This is a genomic window from Pseudomonas sp. ES4 (genome assembly GCF_050586665.1).
Taxonomy (GTDB): Bacteria; Pseudomonadota; Gammaproteobacteria; order Pseudomonadales; family Pseudomonadaceae; genus Aquipseudomonas; species Aquipseudomonas frederiksbergensis.
This window is the reverse complement of record NZ_JBOBDO010000015.1, coordinates 1-24,303: the sequence shown is the minus strand read 5'-3', so window position 1 is coordinate 24,303 and position 24,303 is coordinate 1. Positions and strand designations below refer to the sequence as shown.

Genomic DNA, 24,303 nt, shown 5'->3' with positions numbered 1-24,303 from the left:
TCTTCGCGAGCAGGCTCGCTCCCACAGGGAATCTATGTCGTACACAGCATTTGTGTGGGAGCGGGCTTGCTCGCGAAGGCAGACGGCCTGTCAATGAAGAACCAACTGGCTGTTTACCGCTTCCAGCGATCCGCCGCCGCATGATCGCTGTCACGCCCTTCAACCCAGCGCGCGCCGTCAGGGGTGTTTTCTTTCTTCCAGAATGGTGCGCGGGTTTTCAGGTAGTCCATGACAAAGGCGCAGGCATCGAACGCGGCCTGGCGGTGGGCGCTGGCGGCGCCGACGAAGACGATCGGCTCACCCGGTTCCAGGGCTCCGATGCGATGCAGCACTTCAAGCTTGAGCAGCGGCCAACGCTGCTCGGCTTCTGTGGCAATCCTGGCGAGGGCTTTTTCGGTCATGCCCGGGTAGTGTTCAAGGAACATCCCGGCGACGTCGAGTCCGTCATTGAAGTCGCGAACATAGCCGACGAAACTCACCACCGCCCCAACGCCCACATTGGCGGCGTGCATGGCATTGACTTCAGCACCCGGATCGAACGCCGTGGATTGCACGCGAATCGCCATGGCTCAGCCTCCGGTCACGGTCGGAAAAAAGGCCACTTCATCGCCATCGCTCACCGGCTCATCGAGCTGGCACAGGTCTTCGTTGCGGGCGCACATCAGGTTTTGCTCGCTCAACACTTCGGCACCGTCACGCCGGGCCAGCAGCGCACGCACATCGTCGACCGTGGCGAAATCACCTTCAACCTTCACCGAGTCCACGCCGAGCGCTTCACGATAACGGGCAAAAAACTTCACGGTGACGTTCATGGCTGATCCGCCTGGAAATGGCCGCTCTTGCCGCCGAGTTTCTCCAGCAGCCGCACGCTTTCAATGGTCATGCCGCGATCCACGGCTTTGCACATGTCATAGATAGTCAGCGCCGCGACGCTGGCGGCGGTAAGGGCTTCCATCTCGACACCGGTCTGCCCGGACAACTTGCAGCGCGCGACGATGCGCACGGTGTCGTCGCCTTCGGCACTGAGCTCGACCTTGACGCCGGTGAGCAGCAGCGGATGGCACAGAGGAATCAGATCGCTGGTTTTCTTCGCCGCCTGAATGCCGGCGATACGCGCCACGGCGAACACATCACCCTTGGGGTGACCGCCGCTGACGATCATCTGCAGGGTTTCGGGCAGCATGCGCACAAGCGCCTGGGCCGTTGCTTCACGGAACGTCATGGCTTTTTCAGTGACGTCGACCATATTGGCGCGACCTTGGGAATCGAGATGAGTCAGCACAGGGATACTCCTGATCAGGAGCCCCGATTGTAAACCTGTGGGTCAAAATTCCGCACGCTTGATTATCAGACCACCACATGGGATTTGTGTGAGCATAAAAAACCGGGCGACTTTGAGGTCGCCCGGTTCTTGTGAAGGGTTTACAAATGCGATTCGGCGTATTCGGCCAGAATCGAGCGTGGCACCCCTTGCAGGGTGATGTGCACACCGTTGGGGAAATCCTTGAAGCGTTCTGTCAGGTACGTCAGCCCGGAACTGGTCGCGGACAGGTAAGGGGTGTCGATCTGCGCCAGGTTACCCAGGCACACCACTTTGGAACCGGCGCCGGCACGGGTGATGATAGTTTTCATCTGGTGCGGCGTGAGGTTCTGGCATTCATCGATAAGGATCAGACTCTGCTGGAAGCTGCGGCCTCGAATGTAGTTGAGGGATTTGAACTGCAACGGCACTTTGCTGAGGATGTAATCGACACTGCCATGGGTGTTTTCGTCATCCATGTGCAAGGCTTCGAGGTTGTCGGTGATGGCGCCCAGCCAAGGCTCCATTTTTTCCGCTTCAGTGCCGGGCAGGAAACCGATCTCCTGGTCCAGGCCCTGCACGCTTCGGGTCGCGATGATCCGGCGGTAGCGTTTGCTGACCATGGTCTGCTCGATCGCCGCCGCCAGTGCGAGGATGGTTTTACCGGAACCGGCTGCCCCGGTCAGGTTGACCAGGTGAATATCCGGGTCGAGCAAGGCGTACAGCGCCAGGCTTTGATAGATGTCACGCGGTTTCAGGCCCCAGGCTTCCTGGTGCAACAGGGGTTCCTGATGCAGGTCGAGAATCAGCAGCTTGTCTTCCTCGATCTCCTTGATCCAGCCGACAAAGCCCTGTTCATCGATGATGAACTCGTTGACGTGTACCGCCGGCAGGTTGTCGATCAACTGAACCTGGTGCCAGGTGCGGCCATGGTCCTGACGGGTATCGACATTCCTCACCCGGTCCCAGAAGGAGCCGGTCATGTTGTGATAACCGTTGGGCAGCAGCGATACGTCGTCGACCAGTTGGTCGGTGCTGTAGTCCTCGGCCGCGATCCCGCAAGCCCGGGCCTTGAGGCGCATGTTGATGTCTTTGGTGACCAGCACCACAGGCAGTTCCGGTTCCCGTGCGTGCAGGTCGATCAACTGGTTGATGATGATGTTGTCGTTCAGGTGCTCGGGCAGAATGAGGTTCGGTTCTGCTCGCTTGCTCATCAGAATTGACAGCAAACCCTTCGGTCCGCTTTTGCCGCGCTGGATCGGGACGCCGAGCTCGACGTCTTCAGGACTGGCATCGCCCAGGGTCTTGTCGATCAGGCGAATCGCCTGACGGCATTCCGCAGCCACGCTGTGATGCCCGCTCTTGAGCTTGTCGAGCTCTTCAAGCACGGTCATCGGGATGGCGACGTGGTGTTCTTCGAAGTTAAGAAGGGCGTTTGGATCGTGAATCAATACGTTGGTATCGAGTACATAAAGGATTGGCTGGTTGGAGGAAAAGCTACGTCCGTGATCATCCATACTCGGTCACCTTTGTGGGAGCCAGTCGACGCAATACCGTGACAGTGCTGCGCCTCGAAGTGGCCACCGAATTCACCTGCGAGGACTCAAGTGAATTGCACACAAATGGGGGTCTTGGAAGACGCCACCTGTCTGCAGGTTTCGGCGGTCTGTCTTCGTAATACTCCAAAACCTGTGACAGAAAAAAGTACTTTGACGTTTTTTTGAAGTTTATTTTTCAGAGTGACCAATAGCACTAGGCGGATGGCCATCACCCCGTTAAAGTCGGAAGTCCGCCTGCACCGAATTCTCGTCCAAAATCACCCTTTCCCCAATGTTTACGGCCTTTCGTCGTTTTCAGCGAAACGCGTCCTGACAGTCTTCCCAGCCGATTCCACTTTGCGCCGTTTGCGTGATGAGCCAGGGCATCGCCGTTTTCAGCGCATCCTGCTTCACGTTGAAGTTGATCACCCCGTGGCGCCACAACAACATCAGGCTCAACACCCGTTGCCCGCTCTGATTGGCTTTCAGCTTGCCGGCACCATCCTGGGCATCGATATCCCACAGCGCCACCTGCAAGCCCTGGGATTTGAAGAATCTTTCAGCGTCAGACCGACGCTGACCATCGGGCGGGCGAAACAATGGCACGTAGTTCTCGGGCAGTTTGCTTTTGACCAGTTCGACGCTGCGTCGCACCGAGTCCTGCCAGTCCTGCCAGTGGCTGTGGGAGCGAAATTCCCAGCCTTGCGCGCCAATGCACTGCTTCGAGTACGTCGCTTGCAGGCTGGCTACCGAACGATCGGCCAGACGGGCCTGGATGTCCTTGCCGAGGACGAAGAACGTGCCACTCATGTTCGACTTGCGCAGGTATTCCGCGGCCCAGGCAGTGTTATCCGGCACGGCATTGGCGCCGCTGTCGAAGGTCAGCAGAAACAGCCGGTCATGCATCTGATCGCCGTTACGCTCATAGTCGCCAAAACGATCGACTTCGCTGCTGGTTTGCGGAAACAGCGCGGCCTTGCGCAATTGCTCGTCCAGGTACTGGGCGTGGAACAGTCGGCTCGGTTCGGCCCACTTTATGTAGTAGCTCTCATCGCTGACCTGAAACTTGGCGGCTTGCTGGCGCAGGGTATCCATATCCTCGACCAGGAAACAGAAGGAAGCATCCTGATCGCAGCTCTGCTGGGCGTAGTTGTAGTTGCTCAGCAGGCGCTGCCACATGCGCTGGCGCAGGTTGTTGATCGATTCCAGATTGATTGTGCGCAACCCCAGGCGCTGGGCCAGGCTCGCTTCATCCAGGGATTCGCTGGCCAGCAGGACGCGAGAAAACATCAGGATTTCGGCCCGTGATGCCACATCGAACAGGGTTGGGCTGTTGAGCTGTTCAGGCCAAGTGCTGCGATCAAGCGTTGCCACATCGCCCGGCGCCGCCATGGCACCGAAGCTCAACAGCCAGGCCGAGAATAGAAAAACGATACGCAATGGGATGTCTCCATAACAAAACCCGCGCGGCACTATAGCTGATCCGACTGACATGATCGTTCCACCGATCATCACCTATGGACTTGATAGCTGGAGTCAACAAGGACAACCCCCTAGAATCGCCCCACGATTAAAGGAGACGACTTCATGCTGATGGTGATTTCCCCCGCCAAGACCCTCGATTACGAAACACCGCCGGCGACCCAGCGCTTCACCCAGCCACAATACCTCGACCATTCCCAGGAGCTGATCCTGCAATTGCGCGAGCTGGCCCCAGCGCAGATCAGCGAGTTGATGCACGTCTCCGACAAGATCGGCGGGCTCAACGCCGCGCGTTTCGGCAGCTGGACACCCGCCTTCACTCCGGAAAATGCCAAACAGGCACTGCTCGCCTTCAAGGGCGACGTCTACACCGGGTTGAATGCTCAAACCTTCAGCGAGGCCGATTTCGATTACGCCCAGCAGCACTTGCGCATGTTGTCCGGCCTGTATGGCCTGCTGCGCCCACTGGACCTGATGCAGCCGTATCGACTGGAGATGGGCACCAAACTGGCGAATGCCCGTGGCAAGGATTTGTATGCCTTCTGGGGCACACGGATCAGCGAATGGCTGAACGAGGCACTGGCCGATCAAGGCGATGACGTGCTGCTGAACCTGGCCTCCAACGAGTACTTCTCGGCAGTCAAACGCAATGCCCTGAATGCGCGCATCATCAATACCGAATTCAAGGACTTGAAGAACGGCCAGTACAAGATCATCAGTTTCTATGCGAAAAAGGCCCGCGGCATGATGAGTCGCTTCGTCATAGAAGAGCGCATCAATGACCCGCAAGCTCTCAAGCAGTTCGATGTACAAGGTTATCGCTACAGCGCCGAGCATTCCAAACCCGACAATCTGGTGTTCCTGCGCGATCACGCATCCGAGTAAACAGTCGGTTGGCGCACGCCTCATTTAAGGTCGTGCGCCACGCCTGTAGACCAACAATTCTCCGCGCTATTCGTCACTTCGCTGACGTCAAAAACCAATCACTCGATTTCCTAACTTTAGTTTCACTCGACTTCGCTGATTTTTTTCAGTAGTGGCACCAAATTTTTTTATCAGTAGTGGCAAATAACTATCTAGCCCGAGAATAACCCTATGTATCAAGGGCGAAACAGGTGTTGCTATCAATATGAAAGCAGTGCCATCTTTTTCAATATTTCAAGAAATTTCAGAATTCGCGATGGGCGGACAGGAACTATGTCCAGATGCGTCGCTCATACCACCGGTAACCATTCTCTCTGAGCTTGTACGAGATAACTTACACAGAGAAGAGATCCACATAGCAAAGTTGTCACATTAACTTCTGCTTACTGATCCCTGATTTGGGCAACACATGAAGGATAGGAGATAAGCCTCATAAATATCCCCTACAAGGCCAAGGCCGCGCCCCTATAAACGTGCTCACGTGAGCACTCAAGCGCTTGATTTACGGGCTTCTGGCCTGGCATTGAGCGCGCAAGACCTTTGCACGAATGTCTTCTGATTAGAAGATCAGCTGCATAACAGGGCACGCCATAACAATAAAAGCCTAGTTGCGCACATTTTGAGTGCACTTATTTAGACACTCGGAACTTATATGCCTGCACGCGGCATTGTGACGCCTTTAAGGCGCACTTCCGAGTGCACTACGACCGCTGAACACCATTAACTCCGGCCATGTTATGGCTTGATAAACACAGAGGTAATTGCGATGCGCATCAGCATATTTGGTTTGGGTTACGTCGGCGCAGTATGTGCCGGTTGCCTGTCTGCACGGGGCCATGACGTCGTTGGCGTCGATGTTGCCAAAGACAAAATCGATATGATCAACGCCGGTAAATCGCCGATCGTTGAACCGGGTCTGGGCGAACTTCTGCAGAAGGGTATCGAGACGGGCAAACTGCGCGGCACGACCAACTTCGCCGAAGCGATTCGCGACACCGACCTGTCGATGATCTGCGTCGGCACGCCGAGCAAGAAGAACGGCGACCTGGAGCTGAACTACATCGAAGCCGTGTGCCGCGAGATCGGTTTTGTCCTGCGTGACAAGACCACTCGTCACACCATCGTGGTTCGTAGCACCGTCCTGCCAGGCACTGTGGCAAACGTAGTGATCCCGATCCTCGAAGACTGCTCCGGCAAAAAAGCCGGTGTCGACTTCGGCGTTGCAGTGAACCCTGAGTTCCTGCGTGAAAGCACCGCGATCGCCGACTACGACCTGCCGCCAATGACCGTCATCGGTGAGTTCGACAAGGCTTCGGGCGACGTACTGCAATCGCTGTACGAAGAACTCGACGCTCCGATCATCCGCAAGGACATCGCAGTGGCCGAGATGATCAAGTACACCTGCAACGTGTGGCACGCCACCAAGGTGACCTTCGCCAACGAGATCGGCAACATCGCCAAGGCTGTCGGCGTCGATGGTCGCGAAGTGATGGAAGTGGTCTGCCAGGACAAGACGCTGAACCTGTCCCAGTACTACATGCGCCCTGGTTTCGCGTTTGGCGGTTCCTGCCTGCCGAAGGACGTTCGCGCCCTGACCTACCGCGCCGGCTCCCTGGACGTGGAAGCACCACTGCTCAACTCGCTGATGCGCAGTAACGAGTCCCAGGTGCAGAACGCTTTCGACATCGTCACCAGCCACGGCAAACGCAAAGTCGCCCTGCTGGGCCTGAGCTTCAAGGCCGGTACTGATGACCTGCGCGAAAGCCCGCTGGTTGATCTGGCGGAAATGCTGATCGGCAAGGGTTACGACCTGAGCATCTACGACACCAACGTCGAATACGCCCGTGTCCACGGTGCGAACAAGGATTACATCGAGTCGAAGATCCCTCACGTCTCGTCCTTGCTCAACGCTAACTTCGACGACGTGATCAATAACGCCGACGTGATCATCCTCGGCAACCGTGACGAGAAGTTCCGCGCCCTGGCGCAGAACGCTCCACACGGCAAGCAAGTGATCGACCTGGTCGGTTTCATGTCTCAAGCCACCAGCGTTAGCGGTCGCACCGAAGGCATCTGCTGGTAATGCGGTCGTAGGAGCTGCGTAGGAGCTGTCGAGTGAAACGAGGCTGCGATCTTTCCAGATCCACTTGAGTTTCAAACGAAAGATCCAAAGATCGCAGGCTTCGCCAGCTCCTACAGGATTTCTGGCGTCATCCACACCGGATGTCGCCAGTTTTCGTAAGCCTGCCTTAACCCCATCGGGCCACCCCACAGGCTCGCCCGAGATAGAGACGGATGCAGATTATGCACAGGCTAAAGCACGGCCTACTTCAGGTCGCCGGTTGGCTGTTTTACTTAAGTATTTTGATGGGCATCGCCATGGCGTTGCCTGCGTCCACGTTCGACTCCGAGTCGAAGGACTTCATCTTCCTGATCGGTATCGTCGGTATCTGGCGCTACTCGATGGGTGCTACGCACTTTCTGCGCGGCATGCTGTTTCTGTACGTGGTCTACCCGCACCTGCGGCGCAAAGTGCGCAAGCTGGGTGAAGCGGCAAACCCGTCCCATGTGTTTCTGATGGTCACCAGTTTCCGTATCGACGCGCTGACCACCGCCCAGGTCTACGCCTCGGTGATTCGCGAAGCCATCGACTGCGGCCTGCCGACCACCATGGTCTGCTCCATCGTGGAAATGTCCGATGAGAAGCTGGTGAAAAGCCTCTGGACCAAAATGAATCCACCGGCTCGCGTCAAGCTCGACTTCGTGCGCATTCCCGGCACCGGCAAGCGCGATGGCCTGGCCTACGGTTTCCGCGCCATCTCCCGCCATTTGCCGGACGACCGCGCCGTGGTTGCAGTGATCGATGGCGACACCGTGCTTGCCGAAGGCGTCGTGCTCAAGACCGTGCCGTGGTTCCAGCTGTTCGGCAATGTCGGCGGCCTGACCACCAACGAGTTCTGCGAAGTGCGCGGCGGCTACATCATGAGCGAGTGGCACAAACTGCGCTTCGCCCAGCGTCACATCAACATGTGCTCGATGGCCCTGTCCAAGCGCGTGCTGACCATGACCGGGCGGATGTCGGTATTCCGCGCCACTGTGGTGACCAACCCGGACTTCATCGCCGACGTGGAAAGCGATTCGCTGCAACACTGGCGCCTGGGTCGCTTCAAGTTCCTTACCGGTGATGACAAGTCGAGCTGGTTCAGCTTGATGCGCCTGGGCTACGACACGTTTTATGTGCCGGACGCCGCCATTCACACCGTGGAACACCCGCCGGAAAAAAGCTTCATCAAGGCCAGTCGCAAACTGATGTTCCGCTGGTACGGCAACAACCTGCGGCAGAACTCCCGCGCCCTGGGCCTGGGGATGAAACGTCTCGGCCTGTTCACTTCGGTGGTGCTGTTCGACCAGCGTGTGTCGATGTGGACGTCGCTGCTGGGCCTGACCGTCGCGCTCATCGCCACCTTCAAGTACGGCGCCGCGTTCATCCTGGTTTACCTGCTGTGGATCGGCATTACCCGCCTGATCCTGACCGTGCTGCTGTCTTTGTCCGGTCACACGATCGGCCCGGCCTACCCTGCGATTCTCTATTACAACCAGATCGTCGGCGCGCTGGTGAAGATCTACGTGTTCTTCCGCCTCGACCGACAGTCCTGGAGTCGCCAGCCCACTTCCCTGACCCGTGATCTCGCCAGCTTTCAAGGTTGGTTCAACACTTGGTCGTCTCGGACCATGACCTTCTCCGCCGGCAGCATTTTTGTTGCCGTGCTGCTGATGATGGTCTGACCGAACTCGCCTGAATTAACTAGGAAATCGTCCATATGAATACCGCCGTCAACGCCAACGTAGTGCATGAATCAGAAGCCCAGCGCCAGCATGCCCGGGTAAAAATCCCGGCCAAGCTGCGCTTCTTCGGCCCTGACCGGACCCCGGTAGAAGCTCGGGTCATCGACCTCTCCGCTGGCGGCCTGGCGTTCAACGCCGGTCAGCTGCCATTGAAGATCGGCGACGTGTACAAGGCGCGTTTGCAGTTCGTCATCGATAACCTTGGCCTGGCCATGGACGTCGAGTTACTGGTGCGCTCCCACGACCGCGAAACCGGTCGTACCGGTTGCCAGTTCCAGAACCTCGAATCCCAGGACATTTCCACCCTGCGCCACCTGATCACTTCTCACCTGGCCGGCGACATCGTCACCATGGGTGAAGTGCTGGCCACCCTGCAACGCGACAACTTCACCAAGGCGCGCAAGAACAAGGATGGCGGCCACGGCATGACCCCGTTCGGTCGTCTGCGTGCCGTGACCTTCAGCTTGGCGATCTTTCTCGTCGGCCTGACGGCATTCGGCTTCATCTTCAAGTCGGTGTACGGCATGTACTTCGTCAGCCACGCCCAGGCCGGTCTGGTCAGCGTAGCGGGCATGAACATCACCATGCCGCGCGATGGCACCGTGAAGAGCCTGATCAAACCCGACGGCGTTGCCGCCAAGGGCGCGCCGCTTGCGACCTTCAGCACCAGCATGCTCGATGTGCTCAAGGGCCATCTTGACGACAATCAATTGCAACCGGCCAAGGTTGAAGAACTGTTCGGCAAGCAAATGACCGGCACCCTGACGTCGCCGTGCGATTGCACCGTAGCGCAGCAAATGGTCGCCGACGGTCAGTACGCCAACAAGGGCGACGTGATCTTCCAACTGGTGCCGCGTAACAGCGAAGCCAACATTGAAGCGCGCTTCTCCTATCGCCAGTTCGGCGACGTGCTGCCAGGCAGCTCGGTCAGCTTCCAGATTGCCGGCGAAGACAAAACCCGCTCCGGCACGATCGTCAGCAGCACCAGCCTGAAAAGCGCCGACCTGTCGTCCGACATCCGCGTGCTGATCAAGCCTGATGAGCCGCTGGACAGCAAATTCGCCGGTCGCCCGGTTGAAGTCAACGCCAACCGCGGTCCGAACCTGAACTGGCTGATCGATAAAGCCATGGCCGCCGGTCGTTAAAAACAAGAGGACATGCCCCGTGACTAGCCCACTCAGAATCCTGCCAGTCCCGCTGACTCTGGCCATGGCAATCGCCCTGGCCGGCTGCGCAGGCCTGCCCGACCAGCGTCTGGCCAACGAAGCCCTCAAGCGTGGTGATACCACGCTGGCGGCGCAGAATTACCAGCAATTGGCAGACCTGGGCTACAGCGAAGCACAGGTTGGCCTCGCCGATATCCAGGTCGACAGCCGTGACCCGGCGCAGATCAAGAAAGCCGAGGCGACTTATCGCGCCGCGGCCAGCGTCTCGCCGCGAGCCCAGGCTCGCCTGGGTCGCCTGCTGGTGGCCAAACCTGGCTCCACCGAAGCCGAGCAGCACGAAGCCGAAGGCCTGTTGAAGAAAGCCACTGCCGCAGGCGAAGGCAACACCTTGATCCCGCTGGCGATGCTGTACCTGCAATACCCGCACAGTTTCCCGAACGTCAATGCGCAACAGCAGATCAGCCAATGGCGCGCCGAAGGCAAGCCGGAAGCGGGCCTGGCCCAAGTGCTGCTCTATCGCACCCAGGGCACTTACGACCAGCATCTGGACGAAGTGGAAACGATCTGCAAAGCCGCGTTGAACACCACCGACATCTGCTACGTCGAACTGGCCACGGTCTATCAGAAAAAAGCCCAGCCAGAGAAACAGGCCGAGCTGATCAAGCAAATGCAAGCCGGTCAGGCTCGCGGCGTGGTTTCCGCCCAGCGGGTGGACAGCGTGGCTCGCGTACTGGGCGATGCATCCCTAGGCACCACCGACGAGAAAACCGCCCAGTCGCTGCTCGAAGGCATCGCACCCGGCTACCCCGCTTCCTGGGTCAGCCTGGCGCAATTGCTCTACGACTTCCCGGAACTGGGTGACGTCGACACGATGATGAAGTACCTGGACAACGGCCGCGCCGCCGACCAGCCGCGCGCCGAACTGTTGCTGGGCAAACTCTATTACGAAGGCAAAATGGTGCCGGCCGACGCGAAGCTCGCCGAAGAACACTTCAAGAAAGCCGTCGACAGAGAAGTGGCCGCCGATTACTACCTCGGCCAGATCTACCGTCGCGGTTACCTGGGCAAGGTCTATCCGCAAAAAGCGCTGGACCACCTGCTCAAGGCTGCGCGTAACGGCCAGAGCAGCGCCGACTTCGCCATTGCCCAACTGTTCTCCCAAGGCAAGGGCACCCGGCCCAACCCACTTAACGCTTATGTCTTCAGCCAATTGGCCAAGGCCCAGAACACCCCGCAAGCCACCGAGCTTGCGCAAACACTCGAAACCCAACTGCCGCCTGCCCAGCTCGCCGAGGCCCAACGCCTGTTGAAACAAGAACAGGCCGTTCGTGGTGCCTTGAGTCAGAACACGCTGGAACTGCATGCCCTGGAAGAAGAAGACGGCGAGGAATCCCTATGAAGTTGAATCCATTCGTTAAGGCCGGTATCGGCCTGTCATTCGCCCTGCTGTGGTCGTGCCCGACCCTGGCGGCCCTGACTGAAAGCAAGAACTACGGCCTTGACGTGAAAGTCACCGCCCAGTCCGAAGACGACACCGACCTCGGTACGCAGAGCGGCGGCGACGTCAACGGCGTAGGCCTCGACTTGCGTCCATGGATTTATGGCGAGAGCGGCGCATGGAGTGGCTACGCCATGGGTCAGGCGGTGACGTCCACCGACATCATCGAGACGGACACCCTGCAACAGTCCGACAGCGATGGCACCCAGGCCACCGACAGCGGTGATCGCAAAAGCAAGAAAAACTACCTGGCGATGCGTGAGTTCTGGGTCGGTTACAGAGGCCTTACGCCGTATCCCGGCGAGATGCTCAAGCTCGGTCGCCAGCGTCTGCACAATGACGATGGCCAATGGCGCGACACCAATATCGAAGCCCTGAACTGGACCTTCGACACCACTCTGTTGCGCGCCAACGCCGGTATTGCCGAGCGCTTCAGCGAGTACCGCACTGACCTTACAGAGCTCGCCCCCAAGGACAAGGATCGCCTGCACGCTTTCGCCGATGCGGCGTACCAGTGGACCCCGGGCAACTGGGTCGGCATTCGCGGTCATCACACCCACGATGACGGCAAGCTCGACTACGCGCAGCCGGGTGTTCCCGCCGATTCCCTGGACAAGAAAGAGAACGGCGACATCAGCTGGATCGGCCTCACCGCCGACAGCGATGCCTACAACTGGCGCAACACCAACACCGTCAATTACTGGGGCAGCGTCACCGGCATGAGCGGCGACCGCGACAAGGTCAACCCGCTCAACGCCGATGGCACCGCTCCAGCACAAGCCAAAACCAGTGGCGATGTCGATGGCTGGGCCACTGACCTGGGCGTGCGTCTGCGCCTCGATCCGCAATGGCAAGTCGGTGCAGCCTATGCCCGTGCCAGCGCCGATTACGAACAGAACGGCCTGGAAAGCAACCGCTCGAACTACACCGGTACTCGCTCGCGGGTTCACCGTTTCGGCGAAGCCTACCGTGGCGAAATGCAAAACATGCAGTCCGCCACTCTGTTCGGTTCGTGGATGCTCAACGACGAATACGACGCCAGTGTGATCTACCACAAATTCTGGCGCGTAGACGGCAACAAGCCTGTCGGCAGCAACGGCATTAACGCCGTCGAGAACAACACCGACGACGCGACCGGCGCAATTCTTTCCACCACGTCCCTGCCGCTGGAAGATGGCAACAAAGACCTCGGCCAGGAAATGGACGTGGTCGTCACCAAGTACTTCAAGCAAGGCCTGCTGCCCGCGTCCTTGAGCCAGTCAATCGATGAGCCTTCGGCCCTGGTGCGCTTGCGTGGCGGTGTGTTCAAGCCCGGCGACGCGTATGGCAAAGGCGTCGACTCGTACATGCACCGCGCGTTTGTCGACGTGATCTGGCGCTTCTGATGCGAACCGCTAAGGGAGTTCCTGACATGAACAGTCCGAAGAGAGGCTCGATGACCTTGCTGGCCGGCGCATTGTTGCTGGCCAGCACGGCAGCCTTCGCCTCAGTGGAGCCGGCCTCGCCCGTTCAAAAAGGGCAACCGGCGACCATTGCCAAAGGGTTGCAACAGGCCAAGACCTACACCGTCAGCAGCGCCCCGACCGCGCCGCTGGAGCTGGCCGCGCCGAAACTGCCGGACACTTCAGGCTACACCGCCGAAGCCATCGCCGCGAAAATCGTGCGTAGCAAGCCCGGCAAAATCAGTGTGCGCCGGATGATGCAGGAAAACGCCCTGAAGGACTTCATTGGCGGCGATAACAAGATGGCCGAATGGGTCGTGCGTCAGCACGGTATCCCGCAGGCGATCTTCATCGACGACGGCTACATGAACCTCAAGGATCTGGCCAAGAAAGTACCCAAGCAGTACTTCAGCGAAACTTCGCCGGGTGTGTTCCTGGCGAAGCTGCCGATCGTGGTGGGTGAGAAAGGCATCCTGGAAATCGACAAACAGACCCAGGAACTGCGCCTGTCCCAAGAGGGCGGTTCGTTCCTGGTCAATGACGGCCAGTTGTTCGTGCGTGATACCAAAATCACCGGCTGGAGCGAGAAAGCAAACGGCCCGGCGGCCTTCAAGTCGGCGAAGGAATTCCGTCCGTTCCTGCTGTCCTGGGGCGGCACCCAGACCTACATCGCCAACAGCAAGATCGCCAGTTTCGGCTACGCCAACAGTAAGTCCTACGGCGTGAGTATTTCCCAATACACGCCGAACATGGCCAAGGTACTCAAGCGTCCTGAACCGAGCGGCTGGATCATCGACTCCGAATTCTCGGACATGTGGTACGGCTTCTACTGCTACGAAGCCCGCGACTTTGTGGTCAAGGGCAATACCTACAAAGACAACATCGTCTACGGCATTGACCCGCATGACCGTTCCCACGGTCTGATCATTGCCGACAACACGGTGTACGGGACCAAGAAGAAGCACGGGATCATTATTTCCCGTGAAGTGAACGACAGCTTCATCTTCAACAACCGCAGCTACGACAACAAGTTGTCGGGCCTGGTGATCGACCGTAACAGCGTCAACAACCTGATCGCCTACAACGAGATCTACAAGAACCACACCGACGGCATCACCCTCTACGAGAGTGGCGACAACCTGCTGTGGGGCAACAAGGTGATCAGCAACAAGCGCCACGGCATCCGGATTCGTAACAGCGTGAACATCCGCCTCTACGAAAACCTGTCCATGGCCAACGGCTTGACCGGTGTCTACGGGCACATCAAGGACCTGAGCGACACCGACCGTGACATCAAGCTCGACCCGTTCGACGCCCAGGTGTCCCTGATCGTGGTCGGCGGCGAACTGGCCGGCAACGGCAGCGGCCCGCTGTCCATCGACTCGCCGCTGAGCGTCGAGTTGTATCGCGTGTCCATGCTCGCACCGACCAAATCCAGCGGCATCAGCTTCTCGGGGATTCTCGGCGAGCGCCAGGATGAAATTCTCGACCTGCTGGTACGCCAGCAGAAAGCCGTGCTGATCGACCCTGTCGAACGCCAGACCGAAATGCGGGACTGAGGATAATTTTATGCACCCACACTTGATCAAATTACTCAGCCTGTCGGCCCTGACCGCCGGCATTCTCGCGGCCAGCACCGGTGTTCGCGCCGCTGACGCCGCCAGCGCAAGCGCACCGACATTCAAGGCCGATGATTGCTGCAATCTTTGCCCTGAAGCCCACGACCCGAAGAACTACACCACGCGTTACCAGCAGAACTTCACCACGCTGGTGCAGGCTCAGGGCGATTGGCTGTTCCGTACGCAAGAAGACTTGCGCACCGAGTTCAACACCACCCCCGCCGGCTACAAGCGCATGAAAGAGCTGCACGATGCGTTCAAGAGCAAAGGCGTGGAACTGGTCATCGTTTACCAGCCGACCCGTGGCCTGGTGAACCGCAACAAGCTCAACCCGGCAGAGAAGGCGAGCTACGATTTCGACAAGGCGTTGAGGAACTACAAGACCATGCTCGGACGTTTCGAGCAGATGGGCTACGTGGTGCCTGACCTGTCGCCGCTGACCAACGAATCGCTGCCCGAAACCCTGCCCGCCCACGACTTCTACTTCCGCGGCGACCAACACTGGACGCCGTATGGCGCCCAACGCACGGCGAAAATCGTTGGCGAGAAAATCAAGCATTTGCCGGCGTTTGCCGACGTGCCGAAGCGCGAGTTCGAGAGCCATAAGTCGGGTCGCATGGGCAAGACCGGAACGTTACACAACATGGCTGGTCAACTCTGTGGCACCAGCTACGCGATCCAGTACATGGATCAGTTCACCACCGAGCCGAAAGGCGAAGCAGCTGATGGCGATCTGTTCAGTGATTCCGGAAATCCGGAGATCACCCTGGTCGGCACCAGCCACAGCGGCAAGAACTACAACTTCGCCGGTTTCCTCGAAGAGGCCATCGGCGCCGACATTCTCAACGTGGCGTTCCCCGGCGGTGGCCTGGAAGGTTCGATGCTGCAGTACCTGGGCAGCGAAGAGTTCCAGACCAAGCCACCGAAGATTCTGATCTGGGAATTCTCGCCGCTCTATCGCCTCGACCAGGAAACCATCTACCGCCAGATGATGGCGCTGCTGGACAACGGTTGCGAAGGAAAGGATGCACAGCTGACCGGCAGCACCACGTTGAAACCGGGCAAGAACGAATTGATGGTCAACAGCAAGAACCTGAACCTGCAAAACAGCAGTCACCAGGTTGATATCCGCTTCGCCGATCCGTCGGTGAAAAATCTACAAGCCACCCTCTGGTACATGAACGGTCGCCACGAGGACATCAAGATCGAAAAGCCGGAAACCTCCGACACCGACGGGCGTTTCGCCTTTGAGTTGCGCACGGACGAAGACTGGGCCTCGCAGAATCTGCTGGCCGTCGAAATCCAGGGTCCTGAAGCAGGTGCCGCGCCACAGAAAGTCGAAGCGAAAATCTGCAAACGCAACGTGTTCCCTGGCGCTGGGCAGCGTACCGCTCAAGCCGGGCAATGAGGCAACCTCTATGACATGCATGCAAACCCGAACTTTGAAAAGATTGATCGCGCCCTCCCTGCTGACTCTGGCGATGTTCGCCGGAGCCACCCAGGCCGCCGCACCACTGCGCCCGCCACAGGGGTATTTCGCGCCGATTGAAAAAGTCAAAACCGGCGACAAGAGCGAAGGCTGTGACGCGATCCCGACGCCGTACACCGGTTCGCTGCAATTTCGCAGCAAATACGAAGGTTCCGACAAGGCCCGTTCGACCCTGAACGAGGCCTCGGAAAAAGCCTTCCGTGACACCACGGCCGACATCACCAAGATTGAACGCGGCACCAGCAAGCGCGTGATGCAGTACATGCGTGACGGTCGTCCGGAACAGCTGGAATGCACCCTGAATTGGCTGACCGCCTGGGCCAAGGCCGATGCGTTGATGTCCAAGGACTTCAACCACACCGGCAAGTCCATGCGCAAATGGGCGTTGGGCAGCATGGCATCGTCCTATATCCGCCTGAAATTTTCCGACTCGCATCCGTTGGCGAACCACCAGCAAGAGTCGCAGTTGATTGAAGCCTGGTTCAGCAAAATGGCTGATCAGGTGGTCAGCGACTGGGACAACCTGCCACTGGAAAAAACCAACAACCACTCGTACTGGTCCGCCTGGTCGGTGATGGCAGCCTCCATCGCCACCAACCGCCGTGACCTGTTCGACTGGTCGGTGAAGGAATTCAAGGTCGGCGCCAATCAGATCGACGCCCAGGGTTTCCTGCCTAACGAGCTCAAGCGCGAGCAACGCGCCCTCGCCTACCACAACTACGCCCTGCCGCCGCTCGCGATGATCGCCAGTTTCGCTCAGGTCAACGGTGTGGACTTGCGTCAGGAAAACAACGGCGCATTGAAACGCCTCGGTGATCGAGTGCTCGCGGGTGTCGAAGACCCGGAAGAATTCGAGAAGAAGAACGGTAAGGAACAGGACATGACCGATCTGAAAGACGACTCGAAATTCGCCTGGCTCGAACCGTTCTGCACGCTCTACACCTGCTCGCCGGATGTGCTTGAGAAAAAGCACGAAATGCAGCCGTTCAAGACTTTCCGCCTGGGGGGTGACCTGACCAAGGTCTACGACCCGGCGAATGCAAAAGGCAACAAAGGCTCTTAAGACTTAACACTTTCCATTGTGGCGAGGGGGCTTGCCCCCGTTGGGTGCGCAGCACCCCAAAAACCGAAAAACGCGGTGAATCAGGCAAAACGCGTTTGCTGGTTTTACGACTGCTTCGCAGCCGAACGGGGCGATGCGGCGTTCCGACAAGCCCCCTCGCCACAGGGTCTGTGCTAGACGCAAGTTTTTGTGTGATGTGTCCCCCGGTTTTCGGTGGGGGGTTTGGGGGGGCTGCGGCCCTTGACTGTTGTTAAACATGGAGAGACCGGGATGGTATTTTCATCCAACGTGTTCCTGTTTTTGTTCTTGCCGATCTTTCTCGGCATGTATTACTTGAGCGGAATACGCTATCGCAACCTGCTGCTGCTGATCGCCAGCTACGTGTTCTATGCCTGGTGGCGTGTGGACTTCCTTGCGCTGTTCGCAGCCGTCACATTGTGGAACTACTGGATCGGCCTCAAAGTCGGTGCCGCAGGCGTTCGGACCAAACCGGCACAACGCTGGTTGCTCCTGGGCGTGGCCGTCGACCTGTGCATTCTGGGCTACTTCAAGTACGCCAACTTCGGCGTCGACAGCATCAACGCGATGATGACCTCCGTCGGTCTGTCGCCGTTCATCCTGACCCACGTGCTGTTGCCGATCGGGATCTCGTTCTACATCTTCGAGTCCATCAGCTACATCATCGACGTCTACCGTGGTGACACACCGGCGACCCGCAACCTGATCGACTTTGCCGCGTTCGTGGCGATCTTCCCGCACCTGATCGCCGGTCCGGTGTTGCGCTTCCGCGATCTCGCCGACCAGTTCAACAATCGCACCCACACCCTCGACAAGTTCTCCGAAGGTGCGACGCGATTCATGCAGGGCTTCATCAAGAAGGTCTTCATCGCCGACACCCTGGCGGTCGTGGCGGACCATTGCTTTGCCTTGCAGAACCCGACCACTGGCGATGCCTGGCTCGGCGCACTGGCCTACACCGCGCAGCTGTATTTCGACTTCTCCGGTTACAGCGACATGGCCATCGGCCTGGGCTTGATGATGGGTTTCCGCTTCATGGAAAACTTCAAACAGCCGTACATCAGCCAGTCGATCACCGAGTTCTGGCGTCGCTGGCACATCAGCCTGTCCACCTGGTTGCGTGACTACCTGTACATCACGCTGGGCGGTAACCGCAAAGGTACGCTGATGACCTATCGCAACCTGTTCCTGACCATGCTGCTCGGTGGTCTGTGGCACGGCGCGAACATCACGTACATCATCTGGGGCGCCTGGCACGGCATGTGGCTGGCGATCGAAAAAGCCCTCGGCCTGAACACCTCGCCGCGCAGCATCAACCCGATCCGCTGGGCGCTGACCTTCCTGCTCGTGGTCATGGGCTGGGTGATCTTCCGCTCGGAAAACCTGCACGTCGCCGGTCGTATGTACGGCGCGATGTTCAGCTTCGGCGAATGGTCCCTGTCGGAACTCAACGCGGCCAGCCTCACCGGCCTGCAAGTGGCGACCCTGGTGGTGGCTTACATGACCCTGGCGTTCTTCGGCATTCGTGACTTCTACAGCAACCTGCCGCCTGAGAAGACCAAGCCTGCTGCGAACGTCGAGGCCGATGGCCCGGCTGCCGCAACACCTGGAATGATCAAAGCCGTACCGGGCGACAACCCGGGCAGCATCCACCAGCCTGGCTACACCGTCGGCGTTGAAGCGACTGTGCAACCGGCCTACTGGACCGCGGACTGGTCTCGTTACGTGATGCGCACGCTGGTACTGGTGCTGTTCATCGCCTCGATTTTCAAACTCTCGGCGCAAAGCTTCTCGCCGTTCCTTTACTTCCAGTTCTGAGGGATCTGACTATGACCCGCTCATTACGCATCCTCTACATCGGCCTGTTCATGGTGACGCTGTTGGTCCTGGGCTTGTGGTCCACGCGCAGCTTCCTGGGCTTCAGCACCTCTGCGGAAACGACGGTGCTCAACGGCCGCTGGGCCAAAGCCGTGGAGACGCACTACGACGAAGAGTTCCCGATCAAGCGCCTGGGCACCAACCTTTGGGCCGCGCTGGATTTCAAACTGTTCAACGAAGGTCGTCCGGGCGTCGTGCTCGGTCGCGATCAGTGGTTGTACAGCGATGAGGAATTCAACCCGATCGTCAACGAAGAGCTGAACCTGCAAGGCAACTACGCGCTGGTTGAAGGCGTGCGCCAGGAACTGAAGGCCAAAGGCGTGAAACTGGTCATGGCGATCGTGCCGGCCAAGACTCGCCTGTACCCGGAACACCTGGGTGAAGTGAAGCCTTCGAGCATCCACGCCAACCTCTATGAAGACTTCCACGCTCGTGTGGCGGCCAACAAGATCCTCGCTCCCGACCTGTTCGGCCCGATGTTGAAAGCCAAGCTGGACGGTCAGCAAGTGTTCCTGCGCACCGACACTCACTGGACCCCGGAAGGCGCGCAAATCGCTGCCGAAACCCTGGCGAAAACCATCGCCGAAAAAACCCCGTTGAACGGCGAGCCGCAACACTTTGTCACTGAGCCTGCGGAGAAGGTGACTCACAAGGGCGACCTGCGGTTGTTCCTGCCGCTGGACCCACTGTTCGAAAACCTGATGCCCAAGACTGAGCCGTTGCAGAAGCGCAACACCGTTGCGGCGCAAGACCAGCCAGCCGGTGATGACGCCCTGTTCGCCAACGCTGAAGTGCCGGTGGCCCTGATTGGCACCAGCTACAGCGCCAACCCCAACTGGAACTTCGTCGGAGCGCTGAAACAAGCGCTGAACAGCGACGTGGTCAATTACGCCGAAGACGGCCATGGCCCGATTCTGCCGATGCTCACCTATCTGAAAAGCGATGCTTTCAAGAACAGCCCGCCACAGGTGCTGATCTGGGAGTTTCCTGAACGTTATCTGCCTGTGAACAACGAAATCGGCGACGCCGACCCGAAGTGGGTCGCAGAGCTCAAAGAAGCCGGCGCGCGCCAACAAAACGTAGCAGCAAACACTAAATCCGAGACGCCCGACCGGGCGCAAAACTGAAAGAGAGGTACACCATGACTTTCACTACTACTCCTCGCCGTCTCGCCAAGACCTTCGCACTCGTTGCAGGCATGAGCGTTCTGTCGATGTCCGCCTTCGCAGGCGACGCCGCGCTCTACGGCCCGACCGCACCGAAAGGCTCGAGCTTCGTGCGTGTCTACAACGCCGGTAACGCTGAAGTCAGCGCCACCGTCGGCACCACCAACCTGGCCGAAGTCGCGCCGCTGTCCAGCACCGACTTCAGTTTCATGCCGGGCGGCGACTACAGCGCCAAGGTCGGTAGCCAGTCCCTGCCGGTGAAACTGGCGGGTGATCACTATTACACCCTGGTCAACAACGCGAGCGGCGCACCGCAACTGATCGAAGAGCCGCCGTTCAAGAACAAGCAGAAATCCCTGGTCCGCGTGCAGAACCTCAGCGACAAGGCCCTGACCCTGAAAACCGCTGACGGCAAGACCGAAGTGGTTCCGTCCGTAGCGGCCAAAGGTCGTGGCGAGCGTGAGATCAACCCGGTCAAGGTCAGCCTGGCACTGTACGACGGCGCCACCAAAGTCGGCGACGTGAAACCAGTTGCCCTGGAACGAGGCGAAGCCGCAGTGCTGTACGTCACCGGCAGTGGCAGCAGCCTGTCGCCAGTGTGGGTAAAACGCCCGGTTTCGACGCGCTAATACATTTGCCTGATTAACGCTGTTCCCTGTGGGAGCGAGCCTGCTCGCGATTGCGATCCGACATCCAGCATCGATGTCGACTGACACTCAGTCATCGCGAGCAGGCTCGCTCCTACAGTGGATCGAGGCGTCAATTGGGACACGGAACAAGAACAAGAGTGAAACGACAGAACGCAGTAGCTCTGACCCAATCGATTTAAAGGAGTAACAACATGATTCCGGTGATCTTGTCAGGTGGTAGTGGCTCACGTCTTTGGCCGCTTTCGCGCAAGCAATTCCCTAAGCAGTTTCTCGCCCTGACCGGCGAACACACGCTGTTCCAGCAGACCCTGGAGCGCCTGGTGTTCGAAGGCATGGACACCCCCATCGTGGTCTGCAACAAGGAACACCGTTTCATCGTCAACGAGCAACTGAGTGCCCGTAACCTGGACACCCAGCGCATCCTGATGGAACCGTTTGGCCGCAACACCGCACCAGCCGTGGCCTTGACCGCACTGATGCTGGTCAACGAAGGTCGCGATGAATTGATGTTGGTGCTGCCAGCCGACCACGTACTGGAAGACCAGAAAGCCCTGCAACGCGCGCTGGCCCTGGCCACCGTCGCTGCCGAAAACGGCGAAATGGTGCTGTTCGGCGTCCCGGCCACCAAACCGGAAACCGGCTATGGCTACATCAAGTCGACCAATGATTCCCTGCTGCCAGAAGGCGTCAGCCGCGTTTCGCACTTCGTCGAAAAACCAGACGTGAAGCGCGCCACCGAGTTCGTCGAATCCGGCGGTTACTTCTGGAACAGCGGCATGTTCCTGTTCCGCGCCAGCCGTTTCCTCGAAGAGCTGAAAAAGCACGATCCGGACATCTACGACACCTGCGTACTGACCCTGGAACGCAGCGTACAAGATGCCGATACCGTCGACATCGACGCCGCCACCTTCGCTTGCTGCCCGGACAATTCCATCGACTACTCGGTGATGGAAAAAACCCAGCGCGCCTGTGTTGTACCGTTGACCGCGGGCTGGAGCGATGTCGGCTGCTGGTCGTCGCTGTGGGAAGTGAACAAAAAAGACGCCAACGGCAACGTCACCAAAGGCGATGTGATCATCCAGGACAGCAAAAACTGCATGATCCACGGCAACGGCAAACTGGTGTCGGTGATCGGCCTGGAAAACATCGTGGTCGTCGAAACCAAGGACGCCATGATGATCGCCCACAAGGACAAGGTCCAAGGCGTGAAACAGATGGTCAACACCCTCAACGAACTGGGCCGCAGCGAAACCCAGAACCATTGTGAAGTCTATCGTCCGTGGGGTTCCTACGACTCGGTGGACATGGGCGGTCGCTTCCAGGTCAAGCGCATCTCGGTCAAGCCGGGCGCGTGCCTGTCGCTGCAAATGCATCACCATCGCGCCGAACACTGGATCGTGGTCAGCGGCACTGCTGAAGTGACCTGCGACGAAAACGTGTTCCTGCTCACTGAAAACCAGTCGACCTACATCCCGATCGCCTCGGTCCACCGCTTGCGCAATCCGGGCAAGATCTCGCTGGAAATCATCGAAGTGCAATCGGGCAGCTACCTGGGCGAAGACGATATCGAGCGGTTTGAAGATATCTACGGTCGCTCCAACCCGATCGAACGCGGCGTGTCGGTGAAAACCATCGCGCAGTAAGCGTTCAGCAAAACAAGAAGCCCTCGTCCAGCCCGCTGCGTTTTCCCTATCCGCAGCGGGTTGGGTGGGGGCTTTTTTTTATCCATTGACCCGTTTATTCGCCGTAACCACCTGCTTGGCCATGGTCTTTCTGATCTTCGTCTGTGAATAAACGGAAACAGCAGCGTTCGAGCGACTGAACAAACCTGTTTTGCCCGGCGCGTAGCGTTCGATACTGCTCGCCCCTTGAATAGTCTGATAGTGAATATTCCAGACCTGTTGTTTTCGATCGTATTTCATAAAGGCGAAGCCGGTTGTGACCTGTTCCTGTTGGCCTTGCTCGTTCGAGGCATATCCGTAGTCCTGAAACTCCATCGCCGCGCTGAGCCCCATCCCATGCTCCCCAGAAGAAAGTTCATTGTATTGCGCGTTCTCCTTCGAACCCTCCACGTGTCGAACGCGAAGCACGTTGTCGTTTAGTTGATCCACCGTCAGGGAACAACCACTAAAACCTGGCGTGAACACATGATCAGGATCGGTTCCCGTGGGTTTTAGAGGTATATCAACATAACCGCCCTGAGGAGCCCAGAAACCTGATACCGCATTGTCTTTGTCAGGTATCTCGCCTTTCGGAATATCGACGATTCTTAATGCATTGAACGCCCCTTTGCTCTCTCCTGAATAAGTGAGTTTATCCATTGTGAAGATAAACTCGCTCCCGCCACTTTTTTTGTTCACCCCTGAAACAGTAGTGCCCGAATAGCGACCGGGGACCGGGTCCAGGAACTTGGTGCTAACCTCCACCCGGCTAAACTCGCCTATCCCCAGAGCGTTATGAATGTTGGTCGGTTTACCGGTCGCCGGCACACTCAATTTTGGTTTGCCGCTATCGATATGTCGCGCGCCCGGAATATCGCGCGCAGCGCCCGCTGCAATGACCGGCTCCCACAATCCGTTGGCCAGCTTTTGTCGCGTGATGGCTCCATCATCATCAATAAAGGTAACCGGGTTGTTCAGGGCCATCCGATACAGATTGAGCCCATCGATTGCCCCGGCAGGATCCGGATTCAGCCAACGCTGCAACCAGGGTATGTAGTACCGAAATCCATAGTAATAAAGCCCCGTCGCATCCCGTTCCTTGCCCGAATAGCGAATGGTTTTGTAATCCCCATCGGTGTCGTTCGGGCCGGCAGACCAGGCTGTTGTACCAAACGGATGATAAGTTTCCTGGCTGATGACTCGCGCATCATCGGCGAGTTCCAGCGTGCAGGAGTTCAGATGATCCACCAGGCTGTAACGGTACTGATCGTTGCTCACGCCGGACGGCGGATCGGTTTCCCAATGCAATACCCGAACACTGTTGAGCCCGGCCTGCGCGGTGATGACCTCTAGTACCTTTCCGGTGCCGCTGTCGGCGCGAATTTCCACCCCAGGTAAATAACGCACTTCAGCCACCACGGTTCGGATATTGGTTTGTAACGAGCGGATTTTGCGCACGCGCTGACCACCGCCATCGTAGACATAGGACTCTTGATCATTGAGCCCCGAGTCGCGCTCCACTGGGCTGATCGACTGCAACTGGTTACGCAGGTCCCACCTCAA

General features: G+C 58.3%; 19 protein-coding genes. 13 read left to right on the top strand and 6 right to left on the bottom strand.

Annotated elements, in window-relative coordinates:
* Positions 1–113: 113 nt before the first annotated feature.
* From moaE to ACQ4OB_RS17245, 5 genes are all read right to left on the bottom strand, one after another.
* Positions 114–566, bottom strand: a complete 453-nt coding sequence (gene moaE, locus ACQ4OB_RS17265) for a molybdopterin synthase catalytic subunit MoaE (protein ID WP_074873892.1) — start codon at positions 564–566, stop codon at positions 114–116.
* Positions 567–569: 3 nt separating this feature from the next.
* Positions 570–812, bottom strand: a complete 243-nt coding sequence (gene moaD, locus ACQ4OB_RS17260) for a molybdopterin converting factor subunit 1 (RefSeq protein WP_074873891.1) — start codon at positions 810–812, stop codon at positions 570–572.
* The gene (gene moaC / locus ACQ4OB_RS17255; protein WP_074873890.1) at positions 809–1,282 is read right to left on the bottom strand and encodes a cyclic pyranopterin monophosphate synthase MoaC; all 474 of its coding nucleotides are present in this window, start codon (positions 1,280–1,282) and stop codon (positions 809–811) included. Before moaC ends, moaD begins: the two co-directional genes overlap by 4 nt.
* 140 nt (positions 1,283–1,422) lie before the next feature.
* Positions 1,423–2,817 (bottom strand): PhoH family protein, encoded by a 1,395-nt coding sequence (locus ACQ4OB_RS17250; protein WP_074873889.1) that lies wholly within the window; start codon positions 2,815–2,817, stop codon positions 1,423–1,425.
* 336 nt (positions 2,818–3,153) lie between these two features.
* Complete coding sequence (locus tag ACQ4OB_RS17245) at positions 3,154–4,278, bottom strand: polysaccharide deacetylase family protein (protein ID WP_430956102.1); 1,125 nt, start codon at positions 4,276–4,278, stop codon at positions 3,154–3,156.
* Positions 4,279–4,425: 147 nt separating this feature from the next.
* Here ACQ4OB_RS17245 and yaaA point away from each other — a divergent pair, with 147 nt between their 5' ends.
* The 13 genes from yaaA (at position 4,426) to ACQ4OB_RS17180 (ending at position 22,722) form a co-directional block, all read left to right on the top strand.
* The gene (gene yaaA / locus ACQ4OB_RS17240) at positions 4,426–5,205 is read left to right on the top strand and encodes a peroxide stress protein YaaA (protein ID WP_076028565.1); all 780 of its coding nucleotides are present in this window, start codon (positions 4,426–4,428) and stop codon (positions 5,203–5,205) included.
* 805 nt (positions 5,206–6,010) lie between these two features.
* Positions 6,011–7,327, top strand: coding sequence for a nucleotide sugar dehydrogenase (locus ACQ4OB_RS17235; protein WP_102615028.1), 1,317 nt, complete (start codon positions 6,011–6,013; stop codon positions 7,325–7,327).
* Positions 7,328–7,548: 221 nt separating this feature from the next.
* Positions 7,549–9,030 carry a mannuronan synthase gene (gene alg8, locus ACQ4OB_RS17230; protein WP_371916898.1) on the top strand — a complete coding sequence of 494 codons (1,482 nt, stop codon included), beginning with the start codon at positions 7,549–7,551 and terminating at the stop codon, positions 9,028–9,030.
* A 35-nt stretch (positions 9,031–9,065) separates the two neighbouring features.
* Positions 9,066–10,235 (top strand): alginate biosynthesis protein Alg44, encoded by a 1,170-nt coding sequence (locus ACQ4OB_RS17225; protein ID WP_102615029.1) that lies wholly within the window; start codon positions 9,066–9,068, stop codon positions 10,233–10,235.
* Positions 10,236–10,299: 64 nt separating this feature from the next.
* Positions 10,300–11,655 (top strand): alginate biosynthesis TPR repeat lipoprotein AlgK, encoded by a 1,356-nt coding sequence (gene algK / locus ACQ4OB_RS17220; protein WP_074873883.1) that lies wholly within the window; start codon positions 10,300–10,302, stop codon positions 11,653–11,655.
* Positions 11,652–13,139: an alginate export family protein gene (locus ACQ4OB_RS17215; protein WP_430956101.1), complete on the top strand. Its 1,488-nt coding sequence runs from the start codon at positions 11,652–11,654 to the stop codon at positions 13,137–13,139. Before algK ends, ACQ4OB_RS17215 begins: the two co-directional genes overlap by 4 nt.
* A 26-nt stretch (positions 13,140–13,165) precedes the next feature.
* Positions 13,166–14,755, top strand: coding sequence for a mannuronan 5-epimerase AlgG (gene algG / locus ACQ4OB_RS17210; protein WP_074873881.1), 1,590 nt, complete (start codon positions 13,166–13,168; stop codon positions 14,753–14,755).
* A gap of 10 nt (positions 14,756–14,765) precedes the next feature.
* Complete coding sequence (locus ACQ4OB_RS17205; protein WP_074873880.1) at positions 14,766–16,223, top strand: alginate O-acetyltransferase; 1,458 nt, start codon at positions 14,766–14,768, stop codon at positions 16,221–16,223.
* Positions 16,224–16,233: 10 nt separating this feature from the next.
* Positions 16,234–17,367 (top strand): mannuronate-specific alginate lyase, encoded by a 1,134-nt coding sequence (locus tag ACQ4OB_RS17200; protein ID WP_102615030.1) that lies wholly within the window; start codon positions 16,234–16,236, stop codon positions 17,365–17,367.
* A gap of 270 nt (positions 17,368–17,637) precedes the next feature.
* Entirely contained in the window at positions 17,638–19,203 is a 1,566-nt protein-coding gene (locus ACQ4OB_RS17195) for an MBOAT family O-acyltransferase (protein ID WP_102615031.1), read from the top strand.
* A gap of 11 nt (positions 19,204–19,214) precedes the next feature.
* The gene (locus ACQ4OB_RS17190; RefSeq protein WP_430956100.1) at positions 19,215–20,390 is read left to right on the top strand and encodes an alginate O-acetyltransferase; all 1,176 of its coding nucleotides are present in this window, start codon (positions 19,215–19,217) and stop codon (positions 20,388–20,390) included.
* 14 nt (positions 20,391–20,404) lie between these two features.
* Positions 20,405–21,058 (top strand): alginate O-acetyltransferase AlgF, encoded by a 654-nt coding sequence (locus ACQ4OB_RS17185; RefSeq protein WP_074873876.1) that lies wholly within the window; start codon positions 20,405–20,407, stop codon positions 21,056–21,058.
* Positions 21,059–21,270: 212 nt separating this feature from the next.
* The gene (locus tag ACQ4OB_RS17180; RefSeq protein WP_102615033.1) at positions 21,271–22,722 is read left to right on the top strand and encodes a mannose-1-phosphate guanylyltransferase/mannose-6-phosphate isomerase; all 1,452 of its coding nucleotides are present in this window, start codon (positions 21,271–21,273) and stop codon (positions 22,720–22,722) included.
* 78 nt (positions 22,723–22,800) lie between these two features.
* Here ACQ4OB_RS17180 and ACQ4OB_RS17175 read toward each other — a convergent pair.
* On the bottom strand, positions 22,801–24,303 hold a 1,503-nt coding region (locus ACQ4OB_RS17175; protein WP_430956099.1), incomplete at its 5' end, for an RHS repeat-associated core domain-containing protein.

Bases quoted from the DNA above. Each gene is read 5' to 3' on its own strand.
- moaE (WP_074873892.1), bottom strand. From the start codon at position 566: ATGGCGATTCGCGTGCAATCCACGGCGTTCGATCCGGGTGCTGAAGTC.
- moaD (WP_074873891.1), bottom strand. From the start codon at position 812: ATGAACGTCACCGTGAAGTTTTTTGCCCGTTATCGTGAAGCGCTCGGC.
- ACQ4OB_RS17250 (WP_074873889.1), bottom strand. From the start codon at position 2,817: ATGGATGATCACGGACGTAGCTTTTCCTCCAACCAGCCAATCCTTTAT.
- yaaA (WP_076028565.1), top strand. From the start codon at position 4,426: ATGCTGATGGTGATTTCCCCCGCCAAGACCCTCGATTACGAAACACCG.
- ACQ4OB_RS17235 (WP_102615028.1), top strand. From the start codon at position 6,011: ATGCGCATCAGCATATTTGGTTTGGGTTACGTCGGCGCAGTATGTGCC.
- alg8 (WP_371916898.1), top strand. From the start codon at position 7,549: ATGCACAGGCTAAAGCACGGCCTACTTCAGGTCGCCGGTTGGCTGTTT.
- ACQ4OB_RS17225 (WP_102615029.1), top strand. From the start codon at position 9,066: ATGAATACCGCCGTCAACGCCAACGTAGTGCATGAATCAGAAGCCCAG.
- algK (WP_074873883.1), top strand. From the start codon at position 10,300: ATGGCAATCGCCCTGGCCGGCTGCGCAGGCCTGCCCGACCAGCGTCTG.
- ACQ4OB_RS17215 (WP_430956101.1), top strand. From the start codon at position 11,652: ATGAAGTTGAATCCATTCGTTAAGGCCGGTATCGGCCTGTCATTCGCC.
- algG (WP_074873881.1), top strand. From the start codon at position 13,166: ATGAACAGTCCGAAGAGAGGCTCGATGACCTTGCTGGCCGGCGCATTG.
- ACQ4OB_RS17205 (WP_074873880.1), top strand. From the start codon at position 14,766: ATGCACCCACACTTGATCAAATTACTCAGCCTGTCGGCCCTGACCGCC.
- ACQ4OB_RS17200 (WP_102615030.1), top strand. From the start codon at position 16,234: ATGACATGCATGCAAACCCGAACTTTGAAAAGATTGATCGCGCCCTCC.
- ACQ4OB_RS17195 (WP_102615031.1), top strand. From the start codon at position 17,638: ATGGTATTTTCATCCAACGTGTTCCTGTTTTTGTTCTTGCCGATCTTT.
- ACQ4OB_RS17190 (WP_430956100.1), top strand. From the start codon at position 19,215: ATGACCCGCTCATTACGCATCCTCTACATCGGCCTGTTCATGGTGACG.
- ACQ4OB_RS17185 (WP_074873876.1), top strand. From the start codon at position 20,405: ATGACTTTCACTACTACTCCTCGCCGTCTCGCCAAGACCTTCGCACTC.
- ACQ4OB_RS17180 (WP_102615033.1), top strand. From the start codon at position 21,271: ATGATTCCGGTGATCTTGTCAGGTGGTAGTGGCTCACGTCTTTGGCCG.